General features: G+C 71.1%; 11 protein-coding genes and 2 pseudogenes. All 13 read left to right on the top strand.

The window, feature by feature from the left end:
* Positions 1-106 precede the first annotated feature (106 nt).
* Positions 107-829 (top strand): annotated as a pseudogene (locus tag ACFXA3_RS12500) (glutamate ligase domain-containing protein); the annotation flags it as partial.
* Positions 826-2,244 (top strand): UDP-N-acetylmuramoyl-tripeptide--D-alanyl-D-alanine ligase, encoded by a 1,419-nt coding sequence (gene murF, locus ACFXA3_RS12495; RefSeq protein WP_385185716.1) that lies wholly within the window; start codon positions 826-828, stop codon positions 2,242-2,244. The pseudogene ACFXA3_RS12500 and the gene murF, both read left to right, overlap by 4 nt.
* Positions 2,241-3,311, top strand: a complete 1,071-nt coding sequence (gene mraY / locus ACFXA3_RS12490) for a phospho-N-acetylmuramoyl-pentapeptide-transferase (protein WP_385185713.1) — start codon at positions 2,241-2,243, stop codon at positions 3,309-3,311. Before murF ends, mraY begins: the two co-directional genes overlap by 4 nt.
* Complete coding sequence (murD, locus tag ACFXA3_RS12485) at positions 3,293-4,852, top strand: UDP-N-acetylmuramoyl-L-alanine--D-glutamate ligase (protein ID WP_385185710.1); 1,560 nt, start codon at positions 3,293-3,295, stop codon at positions 4,850-4,852. The genes mraY and murD overlap by 19 nt, the downstream gene beginning before the upstream one ends.
* 80 nt (positions 4,853-4,932) lie before the next feature.
* Positions 4,933-6,339, top strand: a complete 1,407-nt coding sequence (ftsW, locus tag ACFXA3_RS12480; protein WP_385185707.1) for a putative lipid II flippase FtsW — start codon at positions 4,933-4,935, stop codon at positions 6,337-6,339.
* Positions 6,340-6,345: 6 nt separating this feature from the next.
* A complete protein-coding gene (gene murG / locus ACFXA3_RS12475; RefSeq protein WP_054224530.1) occupies positions 6,346-7,440 on the top strand; it encodes an undecaprenyldiphospho-muramoylpentapeptide beta-N-acetylglucosaminyltransferase in 1,095 nt (364 codons plus the stop codon).
* A gap of 16 nt (positions 7,441-7,456) precedes the next feature.
* On the top strand, positions 7,457-8,308 hold the full coding sequence (locus ACFXA3_RS12470; RefSeq protein ID WP_385185704.1) for a cell division protein FtsQ/DivIB: 852 nt from the start codon (positions 7,457-7,459) through the stop codon (positions 8,306-8,308).
* A gap of 280 nt (positions 8,309-8,588) precedes the next feature.
* Positions 8,589-9,794, top strand: coding sequence for a cell division protein FtsZ (ftsZ, locus tag ACFXA3_RS12465; RefSeq protein WP_385185702.1), 1,206 nt, complete (start codon positions 8,589-8,591; stop codon positions 9,792-9,794).
* Positions 9,791-10,522 (top strand): peptidoglycan editing factor PgeF, encoded by a 732-nt coding sequence (pgeF, locus tag ACFXA3_RS12460; RefSeq protein WP_385185699.1) that lies wholly within the window; start codon positions 9,791-9,793, stop codon positions 10,520-10,522. Before ftsZ ends, pgeF begins: the two co-directional genes overlap by 4 nt.
* Before the next feature lie 3 nt (positions 10,523-10,525).
* Positions 10,526-11,245: a YggS family pyridoxal phosphate-dependent enzyme gene (locus tag ACFXA3_RS12455; RefSeq protein WP_385185696.1), complete on the top strand. Its 720-nt coding sequence runs from the start codon at positions 10,526-10,528 to the stop codon at positions 11,243-11,245.
* 151 nt (positions 11,246-11,396) lie between these two features.
* Positions 11,397-12,005: a cell division protein SepF gene (locus ACFXA3_RS12450; RefSeq protein WP_054224525.1), complete on the top strand. Its 609-nt coding sequence runs from the start codon at positions 11,397-11,399 to the stop codon at positions 12,003-12,005.
* Positions 12,006-12,065: 60 nt separating this feature from the next.
* Positions 12,066-12,362, top strand: coding sequence for a YggT family protein (locus tag ACFXA3_RS12445; RefSeq protein ID WP_053689581.1), 297 nt, complete (start codon positions 12,066-12,068; stop codon positions 12,360-12,362).
* 82 nt (positions 12,363-12,444) lie between these two features.
* Positions 12,445-13,559: pseudogene (locus tag ACFXA3_RS12440) on the top strand (DivIVA domain-containing protein); the annotation flags it as partial.

Genomic DNA, 13,559 nt, shown 5'->3' with positions numbered 1-13,559 from the left:
CGCCCCCCGACCCCCGCCCCCCCCGATTATCAGCGTCCCCCCCCGTCCGCCGACCCCCCCTGGACGGCCCGCGCGTCGGGCCCCCGCCGCGGGCCCCCCCCCCCCCGACTGGCGCGCCGAGGACGTCGTGCACGGGCACATGGACTCCACGCTGACCCTGCTGGGCCCGGACGGGCAGCGCGTGCGGGCCACGGCCCCGCTGCCCGGCCCGTTCAACGTCGCCAACACCGTCGCCGCGGTCGTCACGCTCGCCGCCGCCGGCCTCGACCCGCAGGCCGCCGCCGACGGCGTCGCCGCGGTCCCCGGGGTCCCCGGCCGGCTGGAGCGGGTGGACGCGGGCCAGCCGTACCTCGCCGTCGTCGACTACGCGCACAAGACGGACGCCGTCGTCTCGGTGCTGCGCGCGCTGCGCGAAGTCACCGCCGGCAAGCTGCACATCGTGCTCGGCTGCGGCGGCGACCGGGACACCACCAAGCGGGCCCCGATGGGCGCCGCGGCCGCCCGGTTCGCCGACACCGCCGTGCTGACCTCCGACAACCCGCGCTCCGAGGACCCCCTCGCGATCCTCGCGGCGATGTTCGAGGGCGCCGTCTCCGTCCCGGCCGAAGAGCGCGCCGCCGTCCTCGTCGACGCCGACCGGGCCGCGGCCATCGCGGCCGCCGTCGCGCGCGCCGAGCCCGGCGACACCGTGCTGGTGGCGGGCAAGGGGCACGAGCAGGGCCAGGAGACCGCAGGCACCGTACGGCCCTTCGACGACCGCGCGGTGCTCCGCGCCGCCATCGAGAACCACGCGCAATCCGACGTCCGACAGGCCGAGGTGGACCAGTGATCGCCCTTTCCCTCGCCGAGATCGCCGACATCACCGGCGGCCAGCTCCACGACATACCGGATCCGTCCGCACGGGTCACCGGGCCCGTCGTGTTCGACTCCCGCGAGGTGGAGGCCGGCAGCCTGTTCGCCGCCTTCGTCGGCGAGAGGGTCGACGGCCACGACTACGCCGAACGCGCCGTCGCCGCCGGGGCCACCGCGGTCCTCGCGACCCGGCCCGTCGGCGTGCCCGCGGTCGTCGTCCCCGACGTCGTCGCCGCCCTCGGGGCCCTGGCCGGCGCCGTCGTGGCCCGGATCGGCACCGACGTGGTCGCCCTGACCGGCTCCGCGGGCAAGACCTCCACCAAGGACCTGATCGCCCAGGTCCTCCAGCACCACGCGCCGACCGTGTGGACGCCCGGGAACCTCAACAACGAGATCGGCCTGCCGATCACGACGCTGCGGGCCACCGAGGAAACCCGGCACCTGGTACTGGAGATGGGGGCCCGCGGCATCGGCCACATCCGCTACCTCACCGGGCTCACCCCGCCGCGCATCGGCCTCGTGCTGAACGTCGGCACCGCCCACATCGGGGAGTTCGGCGGCCGCGAGGCCATCGCACAGGCGAAGGGAGAGCTGGTCGAGGCCCTGCCGGCCGCGTCCGAGGGCGGTGTCGCCGTCCTCAACGCCGACGACCTCCTCGTCCGCGCGATGTCCTCCCGCACCAAGGCCCGCACGGTGCTGTTCGGCGAGGCCGAGGACGCCGACGTCCGCGCCACCGAAGTCCGCATGACGCCCCGGGGACGGCCCTCCTTCACACTGCACACACCCACCGGGTGCAGTGACGTGACCTTGCGGCTGTACGGTGAGCACCACGTGTCGAACGCGCTTGCCGCGGCCGCCGTCGCCCATGTGCTGGGCATGTCCGTCGAGGAGATCGCCACCGCGCTCTCCGGCGCCGGCACGCTCTCGCGCTGGCGGATGGAGGTCACCGAGCGGGCCGACGGCGTGACGGTCGTCAACGACGCCTACAACGCGAACCCCGAGTCCATGCGGGCCGCACTGCGCGCACTTGCCGCCATGGGGGGCGCGGCGCAGGCGAACGGGGGCCGCACGTGGGCGGTGCTCGGTCCGATGGCCGAGCTCGGAGACGACTCGCTCGCCGAGCACGACGCGGTCGGACGGCTTGTCGTCCGGCTCAACGTGAGCAAGCTCGTCGCAGTCGGGGGCAGGGAAGCGTCCTGGCTGCAACTGGGCGCATATAACGAGGGTTCGTGGGGTGAGGAGTCGGTGCTCGTGTCCGACACGCAGGCGGCGATCGACCTGTTGCGCAGTGAACTGCGGCCGGGGGACGTCGTGCTGGTGAAGGCTTCCAGGTCGGCCGGTCTGGAGCGGGTCGCCCAGGCGCTGCTCGATGGCGAGGTCGCCGACCGATGAGGCAGATCCTGTTCGCCGGTGTCATCGGCATGTTCCTGACCGTGGTCGGCACCCCGCTGCTGATCAAGCTGCTGGCCCGGAAGGGTTACGGCCAGTTCATCCGCGACGACGGCCCGCGCGGCCACGCGGGGAAGAAGGGCACGCCCACCATGGGCGGCATCTCCTTCATCCTGGCGACGATCATCGCGTACGCCCTGACGAAGGTGATCACGGGCAGTCAGCCCACGTTCTCCGGCGTGCTGGTGCTGTTCCTGATGTCCGGCATGGGTCTCGTCGGCTACCTCGACGACTACATCAAGATCGTCAAGCGTCGTTCGCTCGGTCTGCGGGCCAAGGCCAAGATGGCGGGCCAGCTGATCGTCGGCATCGCCTTCGCCGTGCTCGCGCTGCAGTTCAAGGACGCCCGCGGCAACGCCCCGGCCTCCACCAAGCTGTCGTTCGTCACGGACTTCGGCTGGTCGATCGGCCCGGTGCTGTTCGTGGTCTGGGCGCTGTTCATGATCCTCGCGATGTCCAACGGCGTGAACCTGACGGACGGTCTGGACGGACTCGCCACCGGCGCCGCGGTGATGGTCTTCGGCGCCTACACGTTCATCGGCGTCTGGCAGTTCCAGGAGTCGTGCGCCAACGCGCAGACCCTGACGAACCCCAACGCCTGCTTCGAGGTACGAGATCCCCTGGACCTCGCGATCGTCGCCTCCGCGCTGATGGGAGCCTGCTTCGGCTTCCTGTGGTGGAACACCTCGCCCGCCAAGATCTTCATGGGCGACACCGGCTCGCTGGCCCTCGGCGGCGCGCTCGCCGGCCTCGCGATCTGCTCCCGCACGGAGTTCCTGATCGCCCTCCTCGGCGGCCTCTTCGTCCTCATCACCATGTCGGTCGTCATCCAGGTCGGCTCCTTCAAGCTGACCGGCAAGCGCGTCTTCCGGATGGCCCCGCTCCAGCACCACTTCGAGCTGAAGGGGTGGTCCGAGGTCCTGGTGGTGGTCCGGTTCTGGATCATCCAGGGCATGTGCGTGATCGTGGGTCTCGGACTCTTCTACGCGGGATGGGCAGCGGACAAGTGAGCACCACCGACCTGGCCGGCCTCCTCGGCCCCGATGCCCTGGGCCGGTTCGGTCTGCCGGGCCGGATCACCGTGGCCGGCCTCGGCATCAGCGGCATCAGCGCCGCCCGGGCGCTGGCCGCACTGGGCGCGACGGTGACCGTCGTCGACAACGGCGACGGCGACGCGCACCGCGCGAAGGCCGCCGAACTCGCGGAGCTGGGCATCGAGGTCCGGCTGGGGCACCTGCCCGACGGGGCCCGCGCCGGGGAAACCCTGCCCGAGGGCACCGAACTGGTCGTCACCTCGCCCGGCTGGCAGCCCCAGAGCCCGCTCTTCCTCGCCGCCGCCAAGGCGGGCGTAGACGTCGTCGGCGACGTCGAGATCGCCTGGCGGCTGCGCACGGCCGGCGTGGAGCTCCGCGCCGCCCGCCCGGCCGCCGACGCGCAGACCGACGCCGGGCAGGCCCCCGCCGCGCCCGCGGAGTGGCTGGCGATCACCGGCACCAACGGCAAGACCACCACCACCCAGATGCTCGCGTCGATCCTGAAGGCCGCGGGCCTGAAGACCGCGGCCGTCGGCAACATCGGCACCCCGATCATCGACGTGGTGCTCGGCGAGGAGCAGTACGACGTGCTCGCCGTCGAACTCTCCAGCTACCAGCTGCACTGGGCGCCCTCGCTGCGCGCCCACTCGGCGGCCGTGCTCAACCTGGCCCCGGACCACCTCGACTGGCACGGCTCGATGGAGTCCTACGCCGCCGACAAGGGCCGGATCTACGAGGGCAACACGGTCGCCTGCGTCTACAACGTCGCCGACCCGGCCACCGAGGCCCTGGTCGTCGAAGCGGACGTGGAGGAGGGCTGCCGGGCGATCGGCTTCACGCTCGGCGCCCCCGGCCCCTCCATGCTCGGCGTCGTCGACGGCATCCTCGTCGACCGCGCGTTCGTGGAGAACCGGCAGAAGAACGCCCAGGAGCTCGCCGAGGTCAAGGACGTCAACCCGCCGGCCCCGCACAACATCGCCAACGCGCTCGCCGCGGCGGCCCTGGCCCGGGCCTTCGGCGTGCCGCCGCGCGCCGTCCGCGACGGTCTGCGCGACTTCCGCCCCGACGCTCACCGCGTCGCGTTCGTGGACGAGGTCGCCGGGGTCACGTACATCGACGACTCCAAGGCGACCAACACGCACGCCGCAGAGGCCTCCCTGGCGGCCTTCGAGCCCATCGTGTGGATCGCGGGCGGCCTCGCCAAGGGCGCGACCTTCGACGAGCTCGTCCAGCGGTCGGCGGAGCGGCTGCGCGCCGTCGTGCTGATCGGCGCCGACCGGGCGCTGATCGCCGAGGCACTGGCGCGACACGCCCCCGAGGTCCCGGTCGTCGACCTCGACCGGACCGACACTGGGGCGATGCTCGCAGCGGTCCGGGAAGCGGCCCGGCTCGCAGAGCCCGGCGACACGGTTCTGCTGGCCCCGGCCTGTGCCTCGATGGACATGTTCGCGAACTACAACAAGCGCGGGGACGCATTCGCGGACGCGGTGCGGGAGCTGGCCGCCGGGAGCGCGTAGGCCCGGCCGGTCCGTTCCGAGGCCGGCGAGTCCTCCCCGACCGGCTGCTCGCCTCGTACGAGTGGAGGGGAAGGTCACACATGCCGGCCAAGCAAGTGCTGCCCGGGCGGCGGCCGTCCGCCGCGAAGCCCGCGGCCTCGGCGAAGGGCGCCAAGCCCGGCAGGACGGTCAAGGCGCAGGGGCGCCGGCGTCCGGCGGGGAGCGTGAAGCGGCCCGCCGGACGCGGGCCGCTGGAGCGGCTGCGGCGCACGCAGCGGCAGGCGCGCAAGGCCTGGGACCGCCCTCTCACCGCCTATTACCTGATCTTCGGCAGCTCGCTGCTCATCACCGTGCTCGGCCTGGTCATGGTCTACTCGGCCTCCATGATCAAAGCCCTCCAGCTGGGCCTGGGGGACGCGTACTTCTTCAAGAAGCAGTTCCTCGCGGCCCTGATCGGCACCGCGCTGCTCCTGGTCGCCTCGCGGATGCCGGTCAAACTGCACCGGGCGCTGTCGTACCCCGTGCTCGCGGGAACCCTGTTCCTCATGGTCCTGGTCCAGGTCCCCGGGATAGGGGTGGCGATCAACGGCAACCAGAATTGGATCTCCCTTGGTGGTCCGTTCATGCTCCAGCCCAGTGAGTTCGGCAAGCTGGCACTGATCCTGTGGGGCGCCGACCTGCTCGCGCGCAAGGGCGACAAGGAGCTGCTGAGCCAGTGGAAGCACCTGCTGGTGCCGCTGGTCCCGGTCGCGTTCCTGCTGCTCGGGCTGATCATGCTGGGCGGGGACATGGGCACCGCGATGATCCTCGGGGCCATCCTGTTCGGCCTGCTGTGGCTGGCCGGAGCCCCGACGCGGATGTTCGTGGCGGTGCTGGCCTTCGCGGGTGTGATCGTCGCACTGCTGATCAAGACCAGCCCGCACCGGATGGACCGGCTCGCCTGCATCGGCGCGACGGATCCCGGCCGGAACGACCTGTGCTGGCAGGCCGTGCACGGGATCTACGCCCTCGCATCCGGCGGATGGTTCGGTTCCGGTTTGGGTGCGAGTGTGGAAAAATGGGGCCAACTGCCCGAAGCCCATACCGACTTCATCTTCGCCATCACAGGGGAGGAACTGGGCCTGGCGGGGACGCTGTCGGTACTCGCCCTGTTCGCGGCTCTAGGCTATGCGGGTATCCGCGTGGCCGGACGCACGGAGGACTCCTTCGTACGGTATGCCGCGGGAGGCGTGACCACCTGGATCACGGCCCAGGCCGTGATCAACATCGGTGCGGTGCTCGGTCTGCTGCCGATCGCCGGAGTCCCGCTCCCGTTGTTCTCGTACGGCGGGTCCGCGCTGCTGCCGACGATGTTCGCGGTCGGACTGCTCATCGCCTTTGCGCGGGAGGAGCCGGCGGCGCGCGCGGCGCTCGCGATGCGCCAGCCGAAAACCGGCTGGAAGCGGACCGGGCAGAGATGGAAGTCGATGAGACGGAGCGTCAAGAGGCGTCCGTCCGGAGAGCGGTGAATTTCGGTGCATGTCGTACTCGCCGGTGGGGGGACCGCCGGCCACATCGAGCCGGCGCTGGCCCTCGCGGACGCCCTGCGCAGGCAGGACCCTTCCGTGGGCATCACCGCCCTCGGCACGGAGCGCGGGCTCGAAACCCGCCTCGTGCCCGAGCGCGGCTATGAGCTGGGGCTGATCCCCGCCGTCCCGCTGCCCCGCAAGCCCACCCCCGAGCTGATCACCGTCCCCGGACGGCTGCGCGGCACGATCAAGGCCGCCGAGGAGATCCTGGAGCGCACCAAGGCCGACTGCGTCGTCGGCTTCGGCGGCTACGTGGCCCTGCCCGGCTATCTGGCCGCCAAGCGGCTCGGGGTGCCGATCATCGTCCACGAGGCCAACGCCAGGCCCGGACTGGCCAACAAGATCGGCTCCCGGTACGCGCACGCCGTCGCGGTCTCCACCCCCGACAGCAAGCTGCGCGGCGCCCGCTACGTGGGCATCCCGCTGCGCCGCAGCATCTCCACCCTGGACCGGGCCGCGGCCCGCCCGGAAGCGCGCGCCGCGTTCGGCCTGGACCCCAACCTGCCGACGCTGCTGGTCTCCGGCGGCTCGCAGGGCGCCCGGCGCCTCAACGAGACCATCCAGCAGGTCGCTCCGACCCTCCAGCGCTCCGGGATCCAGATCCTGCACGCGGTCGGTCCGAAGAACGAACTGCCGCGTGTCGACAACATGCCCGGGATGCCGCCGTATGTGCCGGTACCGTACGTGGACCGGATGGACCTCGCGTACGCCGCCGCCGACATGATGCTGTGCCGGGCGGGCGCGATGACCGTCGCCGAACTCTCCGCCGTCGGGCTGCCGGCCGCGTACGTCCCGCTGCCGATCGGCAACGGCGAACAGCGGCTCAACGCCCAGCCGGTGGTCAAGGCCGGCGGCGGCCTGCTCGTCGACGACGCGGAACTGACGCCCGACTGGGTGCTCAGCCAGGTCCTGCCGGTGCTCGCCGACCCGCACCGTCTGTACGAGATGTCCCGCGCCGCCGCCGAGTTCGGCCGCCGCGACGCCGACGACCTGCTCGTCGCGATGGTGTACGAGGCGATCGCCGCCCACAGGAACCGCTAGCGCAGGAGGCACAGGAGTGGCCGGAGCGTCGACCGCACAGCGCGGTAATCCCGGGTCCGCCCGCAAGGGCAAGGGCTCCGGCTCTCCCAAGCCGCCGCGGCCGCCCAAGTCGTCGAAGGGATCCGGCCCGCAGGGCCCCGGTGTCCAGCGCCTCGTCAGGCGCCTGCGGCACCGGGGCCCCGTGCTGCTCTGCCTCCTCGCCGCCGTCCTCCTCACGGGGGGCGGCAGCTGGGTGCTCTACGGCTCCTCGTGGCTCCGGGTCGAGAAGGTGACCACGAGCGGAACCCTGGTGCTGACGCCCGAGCAGGTGCTGGCGGCCGCGTCCGTACCGGTCGGGGCGCCGCTGGTGTCCGTGGACACCGACGAGATCGCGGACCGGGTCCGCAGCAGGCTGCCCCGTGTCGATTCGGTCGATGTGGTGCGCGCCTGGCCCCACGGAATCGGGCTGAAGGTGACGGAGCGCAAACCCGTCCTGCTCATCAAAAAGGACGCCAAGTTCGTGGAAGTGGACGCATCGGGTGTGCGATTCGACACGGTTCCGAAAGCACCCGCGGGCGTTCCGGTCCTCGAATTGTCCGCGGGGCAGTCGCCGAGCGGGCGCCGCTTCGACGAGGAGCGGCTGCTGCGCGAGGCCGTGGGCGTCGCCGGGGACCTCCCCGAGCCGGTCGCCAAGGAGACCGTGCAGGTCAGGATGGGGTCGTACGACTCGGTCGTACTGGAGTTGAGCCGGGGCCGCACCGTGGTGTGGGGGAGCGGCGAGCAGGGCGAGGCCAAGGGCCGTGCGCTGACCGCGCTGCTGAAAGCGGCGCCCAAGGCTGACCACTTTGACGTGAGCGTCCCCACCGCCCCTGCGGTGTCCGGGAGTTGACGTCGGGTCGAACAGCGACGCACCCTGGTTGGCCACCGATACGGGTGATCACATAGGGTGAAAAGAAAAACGGGAGGTTCGGCGTGTTCGTTGAACACGCGCTACTTGTCGACTTAGTGTCCTGTTCGGAAGAGTCCAGGGAACAGACACATACTTAACCCTAAACTTCAGGGTTAGGGTTCGGGTCGGCGCGTTCGGACCGTCCCACATTTCGGCATCAGTCGTCGCAACGCAGGCCCGCGAGGCGGCGACACGTAACTCGAGGCGAGAGGCCTTCGACGTGGCAGCACCGCAGAACTACCTCGCAGTCATCAAGGTCATCGGTGTCGGCGGCGGTGGTGTCAATGCCATCAACCGAATGATCGAGGTCGGTCTCAAGGGCGTCGAGTTCATCGCCATCAACACGGACGCGCAGGCGCTGTTGATGAGCGACGCCGACGTCAAGCTCGACGTCGGCCGTGAACTCACCCGCGGCCTCGGCGCCGGCGCCAACCCGGCAGTCGGTCGCAAGGCGGCAGAGGACCACCGCGAGGAGATCGAGGAGGTCCTCAAGGGGGCCGACATGGTCTTCGTCACCGCCGGCGAGGGCGGCGGCACCGGCACCGGCGGCGCTCCCGTCGTCGCCAACATCGCGCGCTCGCTGGGCGCCCTGACGATCGGTGTGGTCACCCGGCCGTTCACCTTCGAGGGCCGGCGCCGCGCGAACCAGGCGGAGGACGGCATCGCCGAGCTCCGCGAAGAGGTCGACACCCTCATCGTCATCCCCAACGACCGGCTGCTGTCCATCTCGGACCGCCAGGTCTCGGTCCTGGACGCCTTCAAGTCGGCCGACCAGGTCCTGCTCTCGGGCGTCCAGGGCATCACCGACCTCATCACCACCCCCGGTCTGATCAACCTCGACTTCGCGGACGTCAAGTCCGTCATGTCCGAGGCCGGCTCGGCCCTCATGGGCATCGGCTCCGCCCGCGGCGACGACCGCGCCGTGGCCGCGGCCGAGATGGCGATCTCCTCGCCGCTGCTGGAGGCCTCCATCGACGGGGCGCGGGGCGTGCTCCTGTCCATCTCCGGCGGCTCGGACCTCGGTCTCTTCGAGATCAACGAGGCCGCGCAGCTGGTGAGCGAGGCCGCGCACCCCGAGGCGAACATCATCTTCGGCGCCGTCATCGACGACGCGCTCGGCGACGAGGTACGGGTCACCGTCATCGCGGCCGGCTTCGACGGCGGACAGCCCCCGGCCCGCCGGGACAACGTCATCGGTGCCGCGTCCACCAAGCGCGAGGAGCCGGCCCCGGCGCCGGTCCGCGCGGCCGAGCCGGCGCGCCCGGCCTTCGGCGGACTGGGTACGGTCACCCCGCGCGAAGAGTCCCCGGCCCCGGTCGAGGCGGCTCCGATCGAGACCCCGGCCCCCGCGCCGCAGGTCCCGACGGCCCGGCCGTACCAGGACAGCCCGGCCGAGGAACTGGACGTTCCGGACTTCTTGAAGTGACGCTGGGGCAGCACATCGAGAACGGCGCCCACTTCGCCTTCACCGACCGGTGGGGCGGGGTGAGCGCCGTTCCGTACGAGGAGCTCAATCTCGGCGGTGCGGTCGGGGACGACCCCACCGCCGTTCTCGCGAACCGGGCGGCCGCCGCCCGGGCGCTGGGGATCGAGCCCGACCAGGTCGTCTGGATGAACCAGGTGCACGGCCGGGACGTGGCGGTGGTCCCCGGACCCTGGGGCGCCGACGCCGACATCCCGGCGGTGGACGCGGTGGTGACCGCCCGTCGGGGGCTCGCCCTCGCGGTGCTCACCGCGGACTGCACCCCGGTCCTGCTGGCGGACCCCGTCGCCGGGGTCGCGGGCGCCGCCCACGCGGGGCGGCCCGGACTGGTCGCCGGAGTGGTGCCCGCCGCGGTGGAGGCCATGGTCTCCCTCGGGGCCGAACCCGGTCGGATCATCGCCCGGACCGGCCCCGCGATCTGCGGACGCTGCTACGAGGTGCCGGCCGGAATGCGGGACGAGGTCGCCGAAGCGGTGCCGGCCGCCCACGGGGAGACGAGCTGGGGGACGCCGTCCGTCGACGTGGTCGCCGGAGTGCACGCCCAGCTCGCGGAGGCGGGGGTGGTGAACCTGCACCGTTCGCCGGTCTGCACACTGGAGTCGCGGGACCACTTCTCGTACCGCCGCGACCGGGTGACCGGACGGCTTGCCGGATATGTCTGGTTGGACTGATTGATGACGGATCGTAAGTCGGAACTCGCGGAGAACCTTGCGCGGGTGGAGGAGCGCATCGCGTCCGCCTGTGCGGCCGCGGGGCGCGGGCGGGACGAGGTGACGCTCATCGTCGTCACCAAGACCTACCCCGCGAGCGACGTACGACTGCTGGCGGACCTGGGAGTCCGTCATGTGGCGGAGAATCGCGACCAGGATGCCGCGCCCAAGGCCGCCGCCTGCGCGGATCTGCCGCTCAGCTGGCATTTCGTGGGCCAGTTGCAGACGAACAAAGTCCGTTCCGTTGCCGGATACGCGCAGGTCGTGCAGTCGGTCGACCGGCCGAGGCTCGTCACGGCGCTCTCGGCGGCCGCGGAGGGGGCCGGGCGCGAACTCGGCTGCCTCGTGCAGATCGCCCTCGACGCCGAGTCGGGGGAGCGCGGCACCCGCGGCGGCGCCGCCCCGGAGCAGCTCGGTGAACTCGCGGACCTCGTGGCCGGGGCGCCCGGACTGCGGCTCGACGGTCTGATGACCGTGGCTCCGCTGGCCGGGCCCTACGCGGGACGGGAACAGGCCGCTTTCGAGCGGCTGGTGGAATTGTCATCCCGCCTGCGCGCGGACCATCCGGCTGCCACGATGGTCTCGGCCGGGATGAGTGCAGACCTGGAACAGGCCGTTGCGGCCGGTGCGACACATGTACGCGTCGGCACTGCGGTACTCGGCGCGAGACCCCGGCTCGGGTAACGTCGCGAAGAAAGTCGGACCACAGCAGAAAATATGGTCATTCCCGCTGATGGGCGGACAGACCACGTGGATCGCGGGCAGTTGGTGACTTTGGTGACACAGCGACACACCTGCGACAGGGCGATCCACCACAGAGCGGAGGACTCAGAGAATGGCCGGCGCGATGCGCAAGATGGCGGTCTACCTCGGCCTCGTGGAGGACGACCGGTACGACAACCCGGGGTACGACCCCGACGACGAGTTCGAGCCCGAGCCGGAACCGGAGCGGGATCGCCGGCGCCAGCAGCCCGTGCACCAACCGCCCGTAACGGACGAACCGGTACGAGTTACCCAGCCTCCGGCGCAACGGGAACCCATCCCATTGCCGGTGGAAAACGGACGTCCTGCGCGAATTGCCCCCGTGGCATCCATCACACCTGAACGCTCGAACCTGGAGAAGAACGCCCCCGTGATCATGCCCAAGGTCGTCTCCGAGCGGGAGCCGTACCGCATCACGACGCTGCACCCCCGGACCTACAACGAGGCCCGTACCATCGGGGAACACTTCCGTGAGGGCACTCCGGTGATCATGAACCTCACGGAGATGGACGACACGGATGCGAAGCGACTTGTCGACTTTGCCGCCGGCCTCGTCTTCGGCCTGCACGGCAGCATTGAACGCGTGACACAGAAGGTGTTCCTGCTGTCGCCTGCTAACGTCGATGTCACGGCGGAGGACAAGGCCCGCATCGCGGAGGGCGGGTTCTTCAACCAAAGCTAGACCGATCCGTCAGACACGGGGCCGGGGCCAGAGTGAGAGCAGGGGAGAGGGAAGCGCGGGATGGGCGTCGCACTGCAGGTGGTCTACATCGTGCTGATGTGCTTCCTCATCGTGCTGATCTTCCGACTGGTGATGGACTACGTCTTCCAGTTCGCACGTTCATGGACACCCGGCAAGGCGATGGTGGTCGTCCTTGAGGCCACCTACACTGTCACCGATCCACCGCTCAAGCTTCTCCGGCGTTTCATCCCGCCGTTGCGTCTCGGGGGCGTGGCACTCGACCTGTCCTTCTTCGTTCTGATGATCATCGTTTACATCCTCATCAGTTTCGTGAGCACCGCTGCGAGAAGCGTGTGAACGATGAGCTTCCCCGCGGGCGTGGGGACAGTCCCGATACGGTCTTGCCGACTGCCGACGACTACGTAGAGGTGAAGAAGACATGCCGCTGACTCCCGAGGACGTGCGGAACAAGCAGTTCACGACCGTCCGCCTCCGAGAAGGCTATGACGAGGACGAGGTCGATGCCTTCCTCGACGAGGTCGAATCCGAGCTGACGCGCCTGCTGCGCGAGAACGAGGACCTGCGCGCGAAGCTGGCCGCCGCCACGCGTGCCGCCGCGCAGAACCAGCAGCAGCAGGGCATGCGCAAGCCGGAACCCCAGGACCAGCGCGGCCCCGGAGGCCCCGGCGCCCCCGTGCCCGCCGCCATATCCGGCCCGCCGGCGCAGCAGGGCCCGCCGCAGATGGGCCCGCCCCAGCTCCCGGGCGGCCAGCCGCAGCTTCCGGCCGGCCCCGGTGGACTCGGACCGCAGGGTCCGGGCGGCCCGGGCCCGATGGGCGGCCCCATGCACACCATGGGCGGCCAGCAGCAGATGGGCCAGCAGTCCATGGGCGGCCAGAACCCGCTCGGCCAGCAGATGCAGCCCATGGGCCAGCAGATGCAGCCGATGGGCCAGCAGATGGGCCAGCAGATGCAGCCCATGGGCCAGCAGATGCAGCCGATGCAGCAGCAGCCGCAGCAGCTCCCGCAGCAGGGCCCCGGTGGCGACAGCGCCGCCCGCGTCCTGTCGCTGGCGCAGCAGACCGCCGACCAGGCGATCGCGGAGGCCCGCTCCGAGGCCAACAAGATCGTCGGCGAGGCGCGCAGCCGCGCCGAGGGCCTGGAGCGGGACGCCCGCGCCAAGGCCGACGCGCTGGAGCGGGACGCCCAGGAGAAGCACCGCGTCGCGATGGGCTCCCTGGAGTCCGCCCGCGCCACGCTGGAGCGCAAGGTCGAGGACCTGCGGGGCTTCGAGCGTGAGTACCGTACGCGCCTGAAGTCCTACCTGGAGTCGCAGCTGCGTCAGCTGGAGACCCAGGCGGACGACTCCCTGGCCCCGCCGCGCAACCCGGCCGGCCCGGCGCTGCCGCCGTCGCCGACCCCGTCGATGGGTTTCTGGGGGGCGCATGGCGCCCCACAATGAAACAACAACAATCGTGTCCCCACACCCACGCTGGGTGACAGACCCAAAGTGTGTGCGGGACCCCAGGGGGGCCCCGCCGACTCTGGGCGACC

It is taken from the genome of Streptomyces sp. NPDC059456 (genome assembly GCF_042750055.1).
Lineage (GTDB): Bacteria > Actinomycetota > Actinomycetes > Streptomycetales > Streptomycetaceae > Streptomyces.
Note: the sequence above shows the minus strand (reverse complement) of the source record. Positions and strands in the feature narration are given on the sequence as shown.